This is a genomic window from Merdimmobilis hominis (assembly GCF_900104615.1).
Lineage (GTDB): Bacteria > Bacillota > Clostridia > Oscillospirales > Ruminococcaceae > Merdimmobilis > Merdimmobilis hominis.
In genome coordinates this window covers 630,189-646,573 of sequence record NZ_LT629939.1, presented here as the reverse complement: position 1 = coordinate 646,573, position 16,385 = coordinate 630,189, and the positions used below count along the sequence as shown (strand labels likewise).

The window sequence follows — 16,385 nt, the reverse complement described above, 5'->3', positions numbered from 1 at the left end:
TTCTCATGCCACTTCTGGCACTGTTTCAAAATGTCCATATCAGGGTCCTCCTCGTCCTCATCCGATTTCCAGTCTTTGATCTGCTGGAACACGCCGTTCTCATCCCGCTCAAAGGCGCAGGGGGCGGGGGTGTTCAGCAGAGGGATGATGTCGGGATCGTCGTTGCAGATTGTGTTCAGCTTATAAATCCCGGCATTGTTGGGGTCGTCCATGTACGCTTCACTCTCATCACCAGCGGTGAAGCGCCAGCCACTGTCCCAGTCGCCATCCGGCTTTTCCCGGTAGCAGCAGCCGACCTTGCAGCCCTCCACCGTGATACGGTTGGTGGCGATACAGCCATCTGCTCCCTCCCAGCCAGGAAGGAGGTATTTCACATCCTCCGCTTTCACATGGTAGTCCCGGTTGCGGCCAGCGGCCTCGTACAGCTCCTTCCGCAGCGCCTCCACATCCCAAGCCATCTCTTGGATCTCCTCGTCGTCCATCATCTCACTGAGGTCATATTCCAGCGGATTCTGGGCAAAATCTGCCAGGGCCTTGTTCATGGCGTCGTGTTCCTCTGGCGTGGCGGTGATGCGGATGCGGCGGGAGGGGGTGTTGTACTCGTCCAGATCGTGGAGGTTCACACTGCCGCTGACGCTGCACTCCAACAGGATGGCGGCCAGGTCGGTGACCACATCAATGGCGAAATGGAAGTCCATCTCCACGCCATCGGAGTGTGTAAATTCCAAATACCCCACAGTCTGACGAAAGTTCCAGTTCTGCTTGTCCAGCCCAATCTTGGCGAAAATCTCGCTGAGGGGGATTTCCTCTTTCTTCTGGTCTTCCAGAAACGCCACAAGGTTCAGGCTGTCATCGGAACCTCCGATAAAGTTGCCCCAGTATTTTTTGATATACATCCGTCACGCCTCCTTTTATTCCGGCCACTTATCTCCGTTACAACGGCTGATGAAGTCATAATGCAAACTCTCAAAATAGTCGTTGGGATAGGATTCACCGTCCTGATGAAGCTCCAAACCATCCAAGTCCATCATTTTATTGATATAAGCAAGGGCAGTATGGATACCCGCAATATGTTCGTCCTGAAGCATCTCGGCCAGCACACCTTTCTGCTCCGGTGTCAGTGTGGCGAGAAGATCTTTCTTCGCCTTGTTGTCCTCCGTCTTGGGAAAGCCATCACCCTTGACACAAAGTGCCGTCATGCTGTCTTTCCGCTCCACAAGGCCATCAATAAATGCTTTATACAGTTCCAGCGCCTTGCTCATGGCAGATCCCCCATTCCCTTTATTTCCGGATTAAGCTCCCGTCATCAATGAAGGCAGCTTCCCGGATGCGCCGAAGGGATTCCGGCTCCAGCAAAAATTCCCGCAGATTCGGGTCCTCAAAAAAGGACATGGGACGCACCTGCGTCGGCCCGGCAACCGCCCACAGCCGTGATGTTGCCAACCGCTCTGCTGTCTGGAGCGCCTTCTCCCGGTCACCCAAATAGAGATAGCGGGCGATTGCGTCCCGATAGGAGGAGTCAGCCATGGGTACACCCTGAATCTCCTCAAAGAGATCTACGGCATCCCTGGCGGTTCCGAACATACAGCAGTGGTTATAGAGTTTCCGCCTGGCATCGGAATCGTCTGGCGAGAGCTTCTTATTCTGTTCCACCAGCTTTGCCCAGAGCTGCTCCTTCGTTTGAGGTTCCTCCGGTTCATGGTAGGGGTAGTTTTTGCCGTTGTCCGCAAAGGGCATAACGCCCCGCTTGAGGTAGTCCATCAGGATGTCACAGAAACGATCCCGCTGGGGGAGGCCGTTCTCAGCCCGGATGCGCGCCTGTTCCTTCGTCAGCGCCTCAATCAGCTCCTGCTCCCGGTGGAGCTGGATGGCGGCCACCGTCATGGCAATCATGTGCTCATCGCTCACATTGCTGTAATACCACTCTTCCAGCCAAGGAAGGATGGTCAGATCCAAAGCCAGCGCCTTTTCATAGTCCAGGTTGAAATAGGCGACCTCGGCCTTGACCGCCGCAACCTGATGGGGGTATTTATCGGCAAAGGATTCCAGCGTGTCCAAGGCTTCTTCTTTGCCGTCCATGATCTCATAGCAGACCATACGGACTTTCTTGGGAAGTTTCACGACATCCATGTTGACGCCTCCTTCAGTCTTTTTTCTGTAAATAATAGGTTCCACACCGGCCCCACAGCCGGGTGTCCAGATTTTCCTTTTTTATATCTGCCACCTGCCGAAAAACCGGCTTGATTGCCTATCAGCAAAGACAGTCGAGGCTGTCAGCGGCGGCTCATGAAATGTGCAGTTCATCTTGACCATTGCTGGCTCGGTTGGCTTTGCTATCTCCCCGATAAATGGGAAGTTATCGACCTGTTTTTGATAGTCTGTTCTGCAAGAAGATAACAGCGGCTTCATGTACTTCTTCTCTTAATTCGCCCTGTGTAGGACTTTTTGCAATCCTCTGTATATCTGAGAGAATACAATTTATGCTCTCATCGGAAAAAAGAGGTGCCAGACAGGTGATAATCCAATACTTCCATATGTCGTCTTTTTCATGTGGACTTAAAACTCTATGAATTAAAGGGACAAGGGCTGATTGATGTAAAGCGAGCACCGGCAAAATATCACCAGCAACAGGCCAATTACAGTCCTGTATCCACTCCAAAAGAGAGGGTAATATCGGCTCAATCTCATTGTCAGTAAGGTGTTTTAGCCTCTCTATATTTGAACTATCAAATTTATTTTTTGGCACCAAGTCGTGAATATCTGTCATATTAGCTCTTAATCTCCATCACAAATTTTATTTTATCGTTCTCCAAATACCTTTTTCTTTCTTAAAGCGGAATAAATTTTCGTTCACAGTAGTCCTCCTTCGATCCTTTCTGCGTGTTCCAGCAGATAGCGCCGGCCATCCTGCCTGGCCTGCTCCAAGTATTGTGGAAGCAGACTGGAATGGATGGCGTACAGCGAGACCAGAACAGCGATCCGCTGGTATTCTTGTAATTCGAGGGAATAACAGTTCCGCTCCCAGAACAGCGGAGCGAACTGTTCCACACAGTCAGGGCGCAGAGCGGGCATTGCCAAAAGCGCCCGCCGGCTCACATATTCATTGGGGTCCTTTGCGAAGTCCAGGATCATGTCTTTGACTTCCTGACTACATGTGCATTCCGGCAGATACGCGGCAAACTGCCACTTGGCCTCACTCTCATTGGAGGCTGCGGCCCTGCGGCAGAGGCACTCAAACCATTGTGGATGGGAAGTGGTCTCCTGCATAAAACCCTCCGCTTCGTTGTCCCTGGCGATCAGATAGACCATCTCATCCAGTAGGACGCTGTCTGCCGTTTCTGCATCCATTTGGGTCAACACATGGCAAAAGGCACTGTAAGTATCATTCCAGTATGGATAATCGACTTCCCATTCACCGCCGAGTTCCTCGCTGGTTTTGCCGGGATAAGTGGCTTCCTGCCATTGATGGAATTTTATTGCCTGCTCCAGTAGGCGTTCACGGATGCCCTCTGCCATGTGCTCACCTCACAATTTTCCGAAATGCTCCAGATATAACTCCCGCACAGAATAAGGGCCTACAAGGTTCGTTTCCTGCCGGCCATCCCAGGAATACATATGAATTTTGCCCTCGTCTCCAATGTACTGTTGCTCCTCAAAGGGTGCGGGAAAGGGAAAACTCTCTACCATGCTCCAGTCGATCTTGGGTTTCAGCTCATCAAACTCCTCGCGCTTGAGCCTTTTGAAGTTAAACACCAATGCTGCCCCAATCCCATCGAACAGCAAGTCTGCGTATTCTCTGGGGGTGATGCTTTCGCTCACATTGGCGGCATCAATATTGACATCCAGAACCTTGTTGCCGCAGTTTGTCCAGATTTTATCGGGAGAGAACCAGGTGGCGCGTTCCGCAGAGTCTGCAAAGTCCTCACGGGGATACCATCCGTTTGCGCTGTCCGGCTTGACGCCTTCCCGAAGCGGTCCGTTGTACGGGGAAAGCGGATAATATCGGTGCCGCACCGGATCAAATTGTCCAAAGGCAATTTTCAGCAAATACCTATGCTTTTCGCTGCGCATGAGCTTATGGGGCTTCACGATATGTTCTTCGATCAAACTCCAAATGTACTCATCCACATGGATGGATACACGGGGGCGGCCGAATAATGTGATTTTGTTGGTGTCTGTATCCACATTGAGCCAGACACGATTGATCTCAACCATTGTCATTCCTCGCTTTCACCAAGTACCCCGCCATAGAGAACGCCGTTTTTTCCGAGGAACAGCATCTGGCTGCGAAGCAGGCTGCACTGCTCCACAGCGACCTTGTTTCCATCACAGGTGGGAATCGCCTCCCGCTTTTGCCCAAGGCGATCACCATGAGCGATAAGGAAGTAGAATTTGTCCCGTTGCTGGTATCCTCCTTGAAACAGGAAGGCATTGCCGGACGGGGCAACAGAAAAAGCTCCGCTTCCTTCGATTGGCAGTTCAAACACAAAGTCCTCTTTGAAGTTCGTCCGCACCAGCCGGAATTCATCGTAATAATAAAACCACAGGTTTTCTTCTTCGTCCAGGCTGATGGCATAGCAGTCGTAGATGGGATACTTCTCATTCTTCCAGAGAGGAGTTCCCCCCGATGTCCATGCAATCAGGCCGCAAGCGCCCAGAGGTTCATCCCAACCGTAATTACCAAATACACCTTCGTCAAAGTAGCTGGTAATGATGGTGCCATCTTTTTTTACCACACAGTCTTGAATGCCATCCCCCAGGCAGAAACGGGACAGCACAGCTCCGTCCCGGCTGATGATCCAGGCGTTCTGGTCGGGGCCGTTTTCCCGATAGGCGCACCTTGCCCCCAGCAGGAGGAAGTGTTCGCCAACAGGCCGCAGATAATGAAACTGGAACTTCAAGAGGCCAAGAGGAAACAGCGTCGTTTCCAGCACCCGCTGTTCCGCCCAATCCAGCTGGATTTCCACTGCGGTATAGGTGGAAGGAGTGCTGAGCCAGTCCTTACCCTGTGTTTCGGACAGCTGCTCCATGAGAAGATAAACTTTTCCATCCCTTGCCGTGAAAAAGTCTGTCACTTCTGTGCCCTCCAGATGGTTTTCCCGGCGCAGCTGGTCCAGGTCAATGATGGAGAACAACGGCAAATTTTTGGCTTTTAAGGATTTGTTCATAGGGACTCCTCCTGGTTACTTTAACGCTCCATCATAGGTGTGAGTTTCCCAGATGGACTCAAATTCTGCTTTCTCTATTACACAGGCGTGGAACTCCTCACCCCAGACATGGGAGTTTAATTCCTCTACGGTGGGGATCGGCGTAATCTCGATGGCGCCGTCGTAAAGGTCAGGAATATTATGGGTGCGGCCATCCGCAAAGATGTCAATAGAGCGATGGACCAGCCGCTTATTTTCGGTATCCACTTCATAGAGGATGACCAGTGGTTCACCCTCCGGTGCGCCCTCCCAAAAGAGCTTGATGTATTCGTTCTTGCCAAGATAAGTCCGCATCGTTTTTTCATTGTCACAGGCCGCCCGGATCATTTTGGACAGTAGCATCAAATCGTCGATGTATTGGGAGTACACGCAGAACACATCTTCGTCGGAGTCGAAGTGAAACAGATCCACGCCGCTGTTATTTTCCTCAAACTCCCGGATCACGCCCCGAACAAGCCGTTTCCAGTCTTCGCTACTGCCGCTCAGTCCCAGCCTGCGGAATTCCTCCGTCCGGAATCCGTCGCTGATTTTCAGAAGAAGGGAGATCGCATAGGGGTGGTGGGGAATGAGAAAGAACGGCGCGATTTGCTCCGGCTTCACCCAGATTTTGAAGGGCGGGCGCGGATCGGGAATCCAGGGCAGAACTTCCCATTGGTCATCCTGTCTATTTCCATATTGGTAAAAGTCTTTCATGTCTTCCCTCCCTTTCCAGCATATCAGAAACTGAGCTGTCCCCCATTTATCGACTGGAAAAGCCTGCGGCCCGCTAGCAACTCCTCCAACTTCTTGGCCAGAGCCTCCACAATGGCGTGGCAAGGGTTTTCATAACCCATGATTTCCAGCTGTTGCAGCTCGACGCAGTGTAGCGTTCCATAGAAGCCCAGCATGAAGTCCGTCAATTCAGCGATCATCTGGTAGCCTTCCATGTTGCTCACATCCGTCTGACCCTCTTTTGCGGTCATCAGCCCAATGATTCCCACCACCACGGTGAAGGCGCCGCAGCAGGACTGTTCGGTCTGCATCCCAAGTCCCATGACGGAGAACATCTTCCGGGTCTCTTCGGACAGGTTCAGATGATAATATTCATTGCAGGCCATGAACATCGCCTCGGCACAGGTCAGTTCCGTGCCGATGTGGTAGTGGTTGACCAGTTCATAGAGTTTCATTTCTGCCATACTGTACTCCAATCGCAAAACATTTCATTCTGTGTCACCCGGCGCAGCTCGTCCCGCACCTCCATCAGCGCAAAGCCCAGAAGATTTTGTCAGAGCCACTTCATGGGGTCCTGAGCCTCGGGGGAATTGGCGGAAAGCCGAATTCCCCAGATGGCATCATAGGGGCTGGCCTCCACCAGCACGCTGTCCCCGGTGGAAAGGAGAAACTCCCGCAGTTCGCGGTTCTGGCTGAATTTGTGCCAGTTGCCAAGCAGCACAATGGCGTATTTGAACTTGTCCCATACCTTCTGGTCAAAGCCCCGCACCTTGCGGCCCAGGGCCTTGATCTGCTTTTGGTCGCTACATTTCAAAATCTGGTCCCGGATCTCTTTGTCGCCGAACAGCTCGGCCTTGGCAGCCATCATATACTGCTCCATGCAGAGGTAGGAGTCAGCCGTCGTATAGAAGTCCTCCATCCACCACTGGCTGAGGCAGCTTTTTGTCAGCTGGCTGTCCTGGGTAGGCTGATGGCCCCAGAACAGGCACAGTTCCCGCTTCCGCCCGGCGGCAAACTCCTGCCGAAGCCACTGGCGGGTGTACTTTGGCTGGCCCTCCGGCTGCCACGCATCCACCAAGAAGTCACCGTGCTCAAGCACCTCGCCGCTGTCCTCATTATCCCACCAGCCCTTCCAGGTCACCGGCTCAGGAAAGAGGGTGCGGTATTCCGTCTGCTCCTCTGGTGAGAGGGTGTCCAGCCAATCGCCAAATCGGTATATGTAATCCTCCCCATGGCCCATGCGCCAGCCAATGGAGTATCGCTCAATCTCCGGGAAGGCCAGCCAAGGGGGAGGCATGATTTTCTTATCTTGCAGTGCCATAGGGTTTGTCCTTTCCTGTTAGATGCTGCTGCAGTTCTTCTTTCACATCCAGCGGAACGCCGTCCAGGGATGTGATCTGTGCCAGCTCTGTTTCAGTCAGATTTTTCAGAAAAATGCAGTATTCGTCCGGGTGGCCTCCCACAAATTCCATTTTAGGCATCCCGATCTGCTCCGGGTCAGTGATCCAAAGGCAAGGCTCTCCCGTCGCCCAAAAGCGCGTCAAGGTAAGAATTTGGCCATTGTAAATTACTGTCTGGTCCATTCTCGCCCCTCCTCAAAAATCACGAAGCTCATCAAACTTCTCAATCAGGGAATCTTTCTGAAGCGTATCGCCTGGCAGGGCATCCAGGATACCACGCAGGGCCATGTAAATTTCATCCCGTTCCTCGGTTTCGATAAAGCCCATCTTGTTGAAGGTCTGGGTATAGGCTATCACCGCATCCAGCGCCTGGGCCTGGGCGTCCTCGCCCGGTTCAGCGGCCAGCTTCATCAACTGGGAACGGGTCTTGCGGTATTGATTGGCTGCCTTTTTCGCAGCGGCGGCAGGGATATGCTCCGCACCGTCCCAGCCCCGGAAGGGATTGTCCAGGTTTTGCGCCAGCCACTCCGGTTTCCGGGCCTTAGTGATCCGCAGATCCATTCCCGGCTTGCTTTTCCAGAGCTGCTTTGCCGCTTTTGCTGCCGTCTCCGGCAGGCTGGTCATCCAGAACCAGCGAAGCTCCGGCATCTGCTCCGGGGTGGGGATGTCAGCTGCGCCGAAGCCGAACAGGTCGAAGGTGGAGAGGTTCGTCAGTTCCCGGAACCCTCCTACGGCTGAGAAGTTCCCCAGGTTTCCCGGCGCGCCCCAGAGCCGCAGTTCCTTCAGGTGGGGATGAACCGCAGCCAGTCCGGTCAAATCAAAGTCCTTCAGCTCGATACCATGCAGCCCCCGTAAGTTCGGCAGTTCCGTGTGCGGGCGGTATTCCCCGATAAATTGGAGGGTCAGACCGCTGCCATCTTCGGGGGCATGGATGGCACAGGCGTCCAGCCCCTTGTTCTGGAACAGGAGTTGCTCTGTTCCCTCACACAGCCACAGCTCCTCCAGCCCGGTCATGTCCAGCATCAGTTTTCTGATGCTGGTGCCCCGCAGATCAAGTGTCCTCTGACCGTGGTTCAGCAAAGTCACTTCATCAACAAAGGGATTTCCCCGCAAAAACTCCAGCAGATCTGGGTGCCACCGCTCGCAAATGAGTTCGGAGAGGCAAGGCAGCGCCTTTAGTTTCAGCGCCGAATCAAATGGTGTATACTGGTCCGTCACCCGATGGCTGTTGACCTTCAGCTGGATACCGCCGATCTCCGTTTGCTCGTCACTGTCCATGGCCTCCTTGAAGGCCCGCCGCCGTTCCTCCGGAATGGCCTGCCACCGGATCTGGAGATACACATCATAGCCGTCACTCCAGCCTCCGTAGGAGCGGCAGGGCTGGTCGGTGAAGGGCGGAAGTGTGCCCACCAGCTTATACTGGGGCGGAACCTCCAACGGCACCCGCAGCAGATGAAGGTCGCGGGACCAGTACATGAAGTCCTTGTAGAGCGGGCGGAGATGGGGCAGTTCCTCCGCAGTCAGAGGGGCGTCGCCCACCCAATCCAGAGAGAGGATCACCGCCCAAGATTCTTTGCTCACCGTGTCCGGCGGCGCAATATAGGCCACCTGACAGGCGGTGTAGCGTTTCAGATATTGGTTGTAGACTGTATAGACCTCTCCGTCGCTGGCTTTCATGGCGCCACGCTCCTCTCATCCGTTCTTTTCCAGATAGAATCCCCATACGCAGTTGGAGAACTCTCCAGCAGCAAAGCGGTGGATCTGCCCGTCAATCTCCACCTGCCAGACCTCGAAGGTATGGTCTTGGTGATAGATCGGGTCTTGGACTTTTACTCGCTTGCCGGTGGTTTGCCAGTCGTAGTCAAAGATGTTCACACCGAACAATTTGCATTGACCGTCTGGGCCAAAGGCTTCATATACCCAAGGCATACGTATCCCTCATAATCCAGTCCACTGTCCGCACCCGTTTTGGCCAATCCATCGCTGCTTCCCTCCTTACGCCTGCTCCTTGTAGCTGGCTTCAATGTCGATGAAGCGCAGATACACGGCGCAGATTTCACCTTTCGCGTCATAGCCGAAGTAGACCGGATAGTAGCCGTCCCCCCAGCCAGAGGCAAAGATGGGCAGATTGCAGTCCGTGTCCGGTACCGTCCAGTTGAGCCAGTCTCCGTAGTCCCCCTGATATTTGGGGTGGGCTTTGGCGTTTTCCTCCAGAAGATCGCAGAACAGGTCGTTATAGGGATCGATATCCGGGTCTTCTTCCAGTCGCTTGGCCCAGTAGGTCTTGAAGGCCGCCTGGGTCTGGATGTCCGCAACACAGCCCATCCCAGCGTCTACGCCAAAGCCAAAATACTCGTCCTCTCCCAGCTCCTCATCCAGATCCTCTCGCCCTGTCATACCCAGCTCATAGCGGACAGGCTTTTCTCCGCTTACCTCCACCTCGACGCAGGCGTAGCGGTCGCCGTATTTCTCACTGGGCACCACGCAGATCTTCACAGGATAAGTCCCAGCGGGGATGGTCTGGATAAAGGGCGGTGTGTCCTCCAGTTCCACCAGCGGATCGCAGGCGAAGATCGTCCCGGTGGGGAAATGGACGGTGCCAATGTCCAGCACATCCACGCCCATATTCCCGATCACTTTCTCTGTGAAATGGGCGTCCAGGTCCGTTTTGCATGCCAGTTTGTCCTTGATGGATTCGTATTTGTTCAGCCATTCAGTAGTCGGCATGGTAGTTTCCTCCTGTTGATTCGGTTTAAGCATAGGTCAGCTCTCTACAATGCGAACCTGTTTTCCTCCAATTTCAATTTCCAGCTTTACGCCGTAGTCCTCCGCCCACGCAGGGCACTTGCTGAGCAGGGCCAGGATGCGCTCATCCGGCTCCCGGCCAAGGGTCACACGCAGAATCACTGGCCAGCCACTATATTCCTTTTGAAATTCCTCACTCTGGGTGTAGTTCAGATAGCCCTCCATCTTGCCCAGCAGGGCCTTCTGCGTTTCCGGGGAGCCATCAATAAAGCCATTACAGACCAAAACCATCACCACTTCTCCGGTTTTGGTTTCTGCCAGAATGTCGATCTTATCCAGTTCGCCAAACATATTTTCAATGGACATTGTCTTCACCAGTCCCTTTTTGACTCAATCCTCCTCTAAATGCTTGATGTACTCGCTCTTAGAGCCGTCCCAGTAGCAGTTCACACACCGGCCATTCAGGAAACGATGGGGACAATTTGGGTAGCCATAGAGAACATGAGCACATTCCGGGCACAGTCCCATCATCTGTGAGGAGCCTTTGAAAAACAGGCTGCCGCACTCATCACAGACTGCCAGCTCTTTTTCTGCCATGGATATTACCAGTCCCTTTCCCGGATGGCCTCCTCCATATCAATAGGAATGCCAAACCATTTCAAAATGTAGTCCACAGTAACGCCGATGCAATCCCGTGCCACGGTTTCGATCTCGCTGTCGTTCTCATAAAATTCATCCTGGAGGTCATTGATGCCGCAGACAGCCTCGTCCAGTTTTTCCTGCACCGCTTCGGTGTCGGTTTCGCCGCTCTCCAGCAGGTCGATGACCTTCTGAAGTTCGTCCTTTACCTTGTCCACCAGAAAGGCAGGATAGTAATCGTCCTGATACATCTCGTCCAGCAACTTGTAGTTGGGATCAAATGCTTTCATAGGGATTGCTCCTTTCTCATTCAAACATCAAGCCGTATGATTCGGTCAAGCTGCCATCATCCTCATGGAAAATACACTGATACAGAGGCTGGCGCTGTGTTGCTTTGCGAAATCGCTCCAGAACCGGAGCCAGCGGCTCATCGGTAGGGAGGCCGAGAGCATCAGCTACCCGCCGCCAGCTGTCCATATCCATATCTTCCAAATTGATGCTGCGCTGCCTCTGCTCGTATTCCTCCAGTGTTTTGGAGTCCGCATACTCCTTTGCGTCACAGCAGTCGTGCCAGCAGATGCAGCTCACAATCAGTGAAAAAAGGTCATCCATGCTCTCAGCCAGACGGCCTGCCTCCCCCTCGCTGCTGTAATAGCCGATGGAGCCATCTTCCAACAGGTGATATTCTCCGCCGGAGCCATCTCTGGCAAAAGCCATACCGGGCAGTGTGAAGGTTGCTCGACCATCTACCTCATCCCTCGGAGACAACTCATCCAGCAGAAAGAAGTCAAAAAGGGAATCAAACTTCTCTGCCAGATCAGGGTCATCACGCAGTGCTTTCAAATAATCCATAGCCGTTTCCCTCCGTCTACTGTTCTGGTTTTAACTCATGCAGCCTTTCCAGCCACAGCGGTTCTTCAATTATCTCATCGTTTTGGTAAAAATGTTCCTTGTCACGGGCAAGATGATCGGCAAGCGGTGGTGCGTCCGGCGGGGTGCATACCGTAAAACTGTCCCGATCCGCCCCCTTGATCTCCCGGTTGAGGTAGTACACCCGCCTAGCATCGCGGGAATACCAGTGACTGAGCAATTCCCATGAGAGCAGATCTGCCTTGGGAAGCTGCTTACCATAAGCATAGATTCGTTTCTCATCCCTGGCAAAATAGGTATCGCCCAACGAGCGGAAAGAGGAAGCTTCCGCGCCCTTGATGATCTTCACCTTGCCGTCTCCGTTGTGGAAGTAGACCTGCCGGCCGTCCTTTGCATATCCCTGGGGCGCACCCGAATCGTTCTGGCCGTTGTCCAACACCTGGAAGGCTGCCAGCTCTACATCTGGGATTCTCCCGCTGGTGGTGTAGACGGCTGTTTTGTCCATCGCGTAGGCATAGTTTAACACCCGAAATGATGCCGGGTCTGCTCCACGCAGGCGAATCCCACCGAGAAAGCAGGCCGTAGAGGATTTGCCCCAGTAATGCCAACAGCAGAAGTCTTTGGGCGAAATACCCTTCAACAAGCCGTTTTCATATAGGCCAGAGAAATAAACGGCTTCATCCTGAAGGAAAAACTCATTGTCCACCGGCTCTGTGCCGGTGATCGGCTGCAGCAGTTCTTCGTGTATGCCAGTTATGCTCAGTTCGATCTCATCGTCGCTGTAAATCAAATAGAGCCCATGAGGGGCCTTTCTATCGAAATGCAGTTCAATGTCATGATATTTGAGGATCAAAGGTTTCCTGTCGCTTCTCATGGTGGAAACAGCATCGGGATTCCCGAAGATTTCTATGACCTCATCTTGTGGCATACCAAATTTCAGCGGTAAAATGTTCTGGGGATTCTGCAATATTTGATTGCGCCAAATAGTAAAGTCCTGTTTCATAGTTTTCCATCCAGTGCCTCAACCGTTTTCATGGCAGCGGAATCAAATTTACACTGCCGCAGGTCCCGCTCAATCAGGGCAAACACATCCGGAAAGCACTCGATCTCATCCTGATACTCATATTTCGCATACAGTTTCCCGTACTCGGAGATCCAAACCTCCGCCGGGTAGTAGTAGCCGATATGACCGATAGGCTGGCATTTTTCACCGGCAGCCTGTTCGATCTCTGCCAGTTCACAGCCGGACATATCCCGAAAATAGGCTTCTTCCAAATGGTTTTTGATCCCGTTGACCAGGTAAGGAAACAAAGCGAATTGAAAGTCAGCCGCCCAGTTCAGTTTTTTCTGCTCCAGATACCACTCACAGCACAGGCCGAAATACTTGCGGTAAAACCGCTGGGTGGTCTTCATCATCGGGACGCCATGATCGGCGTAATACTTCTCCGCAATGGAGATGTCCACTTTTCGTCCTTCCCGCCATCCGGCGTACTCCATCAGCTGCTTGACCTTGCTGCCCAGATCGCCGGAGATGGGGATGCGTTCTTTGATCATTCGAATCCTCTCCTGTCGGCTGCCAATCAAAGTTCATTTGGATACCCGATCTTGTCCAGACCCGCCTTTATTTCTTCCCATTCATTACGCTTAGGGCTCAACACAGCGACCAGTTCTTTTGTTACCGGAACCCCATCAGCAAGCTGGCGCACAGCCTCCAAAGGCAGGTCTGCTGGGTAAAACCACTTCCCGTAATCCACATAGCTCTGTGGATTACCATCAATCGTGGAGAGCAAATCTTTGGATGCGTCCTCGCCGTCCATGGGATTGCAGTGCCAGGTGGTGCCATCTTCCGTCCAGACGCAGAAGGTACTTTTCATCTTTTTGACTTCACGGCTACCCATGAGCTTTTGTAAAGCAGAGGGCATTCCATCCGTCAGGTCTTCGATACGGGGAAATTTTTCCTCCCAGTCGTAGAGTTCGGAATCCACACCGTTGATTACACAGCCTTCCGGCGCAAACATGACGATCATGCTCTGGTCACTGCCATCAGTGGCAAAAAATGCCTCTTTGCCTTTTCGCCATGCGGGGTTGTATGTATAGTGGCGGATGAAGCTCCATTCCTCCTCCACCATGATGATGTCCAGAGCAGCCAGCCCTTTGCAGAAGTTTTTCAGGCGCTCCGCATTGGGAAGGCCAGATAAATCTTTTGTGGAAATCATTATGCTATCCTCCTTACCCCTCAATGTTGGCAGCTTTAAGGCCCTTTTTCAAAGAGCCGTAGACCGTCACAGCATGGTCGGTGAACATCTCGTTGCAGTCAAACCAGGCGGTGAAGCTGCCGCCGGAGGTGACGGACAGGCTCGTCATGCTGATCCGTCGGGCCAGTTCTTCCTCTGTGATTGGGTCTGTTTCCGGATTTCGGGGGTTTCCCTCATCCTGGGAGAGCCAGTTGTTGGCCAACTCGGTCAGGTTCTTGGCTGCCAGCTCCCGCATGGCTTTGTCCCAGGTTTCACAGTCGGCCAGCAGCTTCTTGGCGGCACTGCGGGCGCGGGTCCAGGAGGGCTTGCTCTCAGCATTGACCTCCAGAGAAAGGCTTACATTCTTTCCGCACCACTGGATTTCACCCTCGAAGGTATCATAGTCCTTGTCCAGTGTCAGTTCTCCCAGCACCTGGTCCTGGATCACCACCGGCTTGTGGTACTCGTCCAGAACGGCCTGAAGTTCCGGGCAGTCCTCATGGGCATTGACTATCTCGGAGATACACCAGGGGCGCACCACCAGATCCTTTGCCCATTCTTCTTTCATCCGGCGGATCTTCAGGCGGCAGATCTGCTCCTTGCCAAAGCGTCCCCAGCCTTTGTCACTATTGCGTTCCTCCTCGGTGACCGGCCAATCCAGCCGCTCCTCTTTGGTGCTGACCTTGCCGGTGTCACAGAACACGATACCCAGCGTCACAACGGTCATTTCCCAAAAGTTGCCTTTCCAGTTATATCCGCCCCCAATGCAGCGATTGATCAGCGCGACCACTTCCTGCTCCTCGGGCTCATACATCTCATAGAATTCTTCAAACATCTGTGCAGCCTCCTTTACAGCAGTTCCAGCACTGCGGCAGCAGGCTGGGCAAACTCTGCCGGGACTTGCTCCAATACATCCTGGTAGGCTTTCACCGCCTGCCAGGAGTAGTAATAGAAGCTATAGAACAGGTCATCGGGGAAGACCTCATCCTCCTCGTAGCGCATCTCATCTTCTTCCTCGTCGTATTCCTCCGACCATAGGTATTCTTCCTTCAGCAGATCGGAGAACAGCGGCAGCGGCTCGGCGTGTTCCATCTCATCCCCGTCGTGGAAGCACTGGAGGATGCAGGAGAAGAAGTCCAGCAGTTCCCCGGCCAGGAAATGGGCTACGGGGTTCTGCCCGCTGTCTGCGAGGGCCTTCTCCAGAATTCGGCTCAGGAACACCATGCCAAAGGGGGTGGCGTGCCAAAGGGTACTCTGGTGCTCCATGTTGGTGGTGAGCTCGTAGAGGGACTCTTTGACGGACGCCAAATCCCCCATCTGCTCCAGCACTGCCAGGTGTGCGGGAAAATTCGTCCCCCGGCCATAGGCGGTGGTGAGCCGGTGCCACGGGACATCCGTGACCTTGAGATGGGTGATGTAGATTCTGTTTTCCTCTGTCATGTTGTCGCCTCCTTATCCCGTTATCTGGCTGCGGTACTCTTTCTCCAGAGCGGTGTACCACCGTTTCAGCATGGTTTCCAGACTGGTTTTTCCTTTGCGATCTGTAAAAACGAGGAACTTGTCCAGCAACTCAGGAAACAAATTCTTACCGATATTTGTCAGGTCCTGATTGAGATAGACCATCCGCAGGATGCGGCCATGCCGGTCCAGAGGGTTCTTTTTCAGCAGCTCCTTTTCAAAGCAGAAGCGCAGGAATACCACATTCTCGTCGTAGAAGTCCTCCACCACTGCTGCGCCAATGCTGGTGTATGTGATGTCGTACACCAAACGGCTCCAGTCGAATTTCTCGGCATAGAGCAGTTTCAGCGCCTTCGCCCAGTGTTCCTCCGGAATCACCAACATCCTGTGCAGGGCGGTGCTGGAGTAGCCTCGGTAGACGGGTTCCGGCTGTCCCAACAGCTCACTCACGCTGTCGGCGTAGACGAAGCACAGCTCCTCATCGAACAGGCCGCCGATGAAGTTGCCGTTGCAGTACAGCATATAATTCTTGGACTTGTCCGGAGAATACGAGAGGCTATATTCCTGCGAGTCCAGGCTTTTATGTACCTTGTTCAGAAAGTCTATTGATGTCATGGCTTTACTCCTTATTCCAAATCCAACTCGCCATTGCAAAGCATTTGCAGAAAATCCCGAAAAGAAGGGGCAACCTGCGTTGTTTCTTCAAACTCCGGTTCCTCTCCGGTGACAATGGTTCCATCTTTCAGGCACAGGGCATAGTAGGAATATCCATCTTTCAGTGACAAGCAGATAGGCAGATGGTCGTTCCAGAATGATTTGATTTCCGCTGTCCAGCTATTGTCTCCTTCGGCGGCATCCAGACTCATTTTTTCAAACTCGTTCCAGGCAAATCCGTCTTCTCCCTGTGGAGCAAAGTCATCTGGACAAAGCATCCACACGGTTTCTGCACTGTTGACACACGCTTTCATGTTTCGGAGAAAATAAATATAATCTGTCGGAAGTAAATCATAACGCTGAGCAATCTCTGCTGGAATTTGATTGTTTTCCTGAATCTCGACTTTCCAACCCTGTTCTGTCAGAGATTTGGTCAGGCTTTCAAGTAATGCGTTCATCGCCTTCTC

Annotated in this window: 23 protein-coding genes and 1 pseudogene; all 24 read right to left on the bottom strand. The window is 53.0% G+C overall.

Annotated features, from left to right (window positions below; genetic code table 11):
* The coding region (locus tag BQ5353_RS03185; RefSeq protein ID WP_143117254.1) for an immunity protein Imm33 domain-containing protein at window positions 1-896 on the bottom strand (896 nt) is incomplete at its 3' end.
* A gap of 15 nt (window positions 897-911) precedes the next feature.
* The gene (locus BQ5353_RS03180; protein ID WP_071427298.1) at window positions 912-1,262 is read right to left on the bottom strand and encodes a DUF6547 family protein; all 351 of its coding nucleotides are present in this window, start codon (window positions 1,260-1,262) and stop codon (window positions 912-914) included.
* 19 nt (window positions 1,263-1,281) lie between these two features.
* Window positions 1,282-2,130 (bottom strand): hypothetical protein, encoded by an 849-nt coding sequence (locus BQ5353_RS03175; RefSeq protein ID WP_071427297.1) that lies wholly within the window; start codon window positions 2,128-2,130, stop codon window positions 1,282-1,284.
* Between the two features lie 226 nt (window positions 2,131-2,356).
* A complete protein-coding gene (locus tag BQ5353_RS12350) occupies window positions 2,357-2,767 on the bottom strand; it encodes a DUF5071 domain-containing protein (protein WP_074026303.1) in 411 nt (136 codons plus the stop codon).
* A gap of 83 nt (window positions 2,768-2,850) precedes the next feature.
* Window positions 2,851-3,516, bottom strand: coding sequence for a hypothetical protein (locus tag BQ5353_RS03165; protein ID WP_233424491.1), 666 nt, complete (start codon window positions 3,514-3,516; stop codon window positions 2,851-2,853).
* Between the two features lie 9 nt (window positions 3,517-3,525).
* Window positions 3,526-4,215 carry a hypothetical protein gene (locus BQ5353_RS03160; protein ID WP_054330783.1) on the bottom strand — a complete coding sequence of 230 codons (690 nt, stop codon included), beginning with the start codon at window positions 4,213-4,215 and terminating at the stop codon, window positions 3,526-3,528.
* A 2-nt stretch (window positions 4,216-4,217) separates the two neighbouring features.
* Complete coding sequence (locus BQ5353_RS03155; protein WP_071427296.1) at window positions 4,218-5,168, bottom strand: hypothetical protein; 951 nt, start codon at window positions 5,166-5,168, stop codon at window positions 4,218-4,220.
* Between the two features lie 15 nt (window positions 5,169-5,183).
* Window positions 5,184-5,900, bottom strand: a complete 717-nt coding sequence (locus BQ5353_RS13510) for an Imm51 family immunity protein (RefSeq protein WP_054330784.1) — start codon at window positions 5,898-5,900, stop codon at window positions 5,184-5,186.
* A 23-nt stretch (window positions 5,901-5,923) separates the two neighbouring features.
* Window positions 5,924-6,382: a C-GCAxxG-C-C family protein gene (locus BQ5353_RS03145; protein ID WP_233424490.1), complete on the bottom strand. Its 459-nt coding sequence runs from the start codon at window positions 6,380-6,382 to the stop codon at window positions 5,924-5,926.
* Window positions 6,370-7,239, bottom strand: a pseudogene (locus BQ5353_RS03140) (NADAR family protein). The gene BQ5353_RS03145 and the pseudogene BQ5353_RS03140 overlap by 13 nt, the downstream one beginning before the upstream one ends.
* Window positions 7,223-7,501 (bottom strand): hypothetical protein, encoded by a 279-nt coding sequence (locus tag BQ5353_RS03135; protein ID WP_054330785.1) that lies wholly within the window; start codon window positions 7,499-7,501, stop codon window positions 7,223-7,225. The pseudogene BQ5353_RS03140 and the gene BQ5353_RS03135 overlap by 17 nt, the downstream one beginning before the upstream one ends.
* 12 nt (window positions 7,502-7,513) lie before the next feature.
* Window positions 7,514-8,995 carry a hypothetical protein gene (locus tag BQ5353_RS03130; RefSeq protein ID WP_054330786.1) on the bottom strand — a complete coding sequence of 494 codons (1,482 nt, stop codon included), beginning with the start codon at window positions 8,993-8,995 and terminating at the stop codon, window positions 7,514-7,516.
* 15 nt (window positions 8,996-9,010) lie between these two features.
* Entirely contained in the window at window positions 9,011-9,247 is a 237-nt protein-coding gene (locus BQ5353_RS03125; protein ID WP_054330787.1) for a hypothetical protein, read from the bottom strand.
* Between the two features lie 66 nt (window positions 9,248-9,313).
* Complete coding sequence (locus tag BQ5353_RS03120; RefSeq protein ID WP_054330788.1) at window positions 9,314-10,045, bottom strand: DUF4241 domain-containing protein; 732 nt, start codon at window positions 10,043-10,045, stop codon at window positions 9,314-9,316.
* A 36-nt stretch (window positions 10,046-10,081) separates the two neighbouring features.
* Window positions 10,082-10,429, bottom strand: a complete 348-nt coding sequence (locus tag BQ5353_RS03115; protein ID WP_054330789.1) for a hypothetical protein — start codon at window positions 10,427-10,429, stop codon at window positions 10,082-10,084.
* 236 nt (window positions 10,430-10,665) lie between these two features.
* Window positions 10,666-10,992, bottom strand: coding sequence for a DUF5713 family protein (locus tag BQ5353_RS03105; RefSeq protein WP_054330791.1), 327 nt, complete (start codon window positions 10,990-10,992; stop codon window positions 10,666-10,668).
* A gap of 16 nt (window positions 10,993-11,008) precedes the next feature.
* Window positions 11,009-11,554, bottom strand: a complete 546-nt coding sequence (locus BQ5353_RS03100; RefSeq protein ID WP_054330792.1) for a hypothetical protein — start codon at window positions 11,552-11,554, stop codon at window positions 11,009-11,011.
* Window positions 11,555-11,570: 16 nt separating this feature from the next.
* Window positions 11,571-12,575: a DKNYY domain-containing protein gene (locus tag BQ5353_RS03095; protein WP_054330793.1), complete on the bottom strand. Its 1,005-nt coding sequence runs from the start codon at window positions 12,573-12,575 to the stop codon at window positions 11,571-11,573.
* Window positions 12,572-13,126 (bottom strand): SUKH-3 domain-containing protein, encoded by a 555-nt coding sequence (locus BQ5353_RS03090; RefSeq protein ID WP_054330794.1) that lies wholly within the window; start codon window positions 13,124-13,126, stop codon window positions 12,572-12,574. Before BQ5353_RS03090 ends, BQ5353_RS03095 begins: the two co-directional genes overlap by 4 nt.
* Before the next feature lie 26 nt (window positions 13,127-13,152).
* On the bottom strand, window positions 13,153-13,788 hold the full coding sequence (locus BQ5353_RS03085; protein WP_054330795.1) for a hypothetical protein: 636 nt from the start codon (window positions 13,786-13,788) through the stop codon (window positions 13,153-13,155).
* Between the two features lie 13 nt (window positions 13,789-13,801).
* Entirely contained in the window at window positions 13,802-14,641 is an 840-nt protein-coding gene (locus tag BQ5353_RS03080) for a DUF2262 domain-containing protein (RefSeq protein ID WP_054330796.1), read from the bottom strand.
* A 14-nt stretch (window positions 14,642-14,655) separates the two neighbouring features.
* Entirely contained in the window at window positions 14,656-15,246 is a 591-nt protein-coding gene (locus BQ5353_RS03075) for a hypothetical protein (protein WP_054330797.1), read from the bottom strand.
* Window positions 15,247-15,258: 12 nt separating this feature from the next.
* Window positions 15,259-15,879 (bottom strand): hypothetical protein, encoded by a 621-nt coding sequence (locus BQ5353_RS03070; protein WP_054330798.1) that lies wholly within the window; start codon window positions 15,877-15,879, stop codon window positions 15,259-15,261.
* An 11-nt stretch (window positions 15,880-15,890) separates the two neighbouring features.
* On the bottom strand, window positions 15,891-16,376 hold the full coding sequence (locus BQ5353_RS03065) for an SMI1/KNR4 family protein (RefSeq protein WP_054330799.1): 486 nt from the start codon (window positions 16,374-16,376) through the stop codon (window positions 15,891-15,893).
* Window positions 16,377-16,385 lie beyond the last annotated feature (9 nt).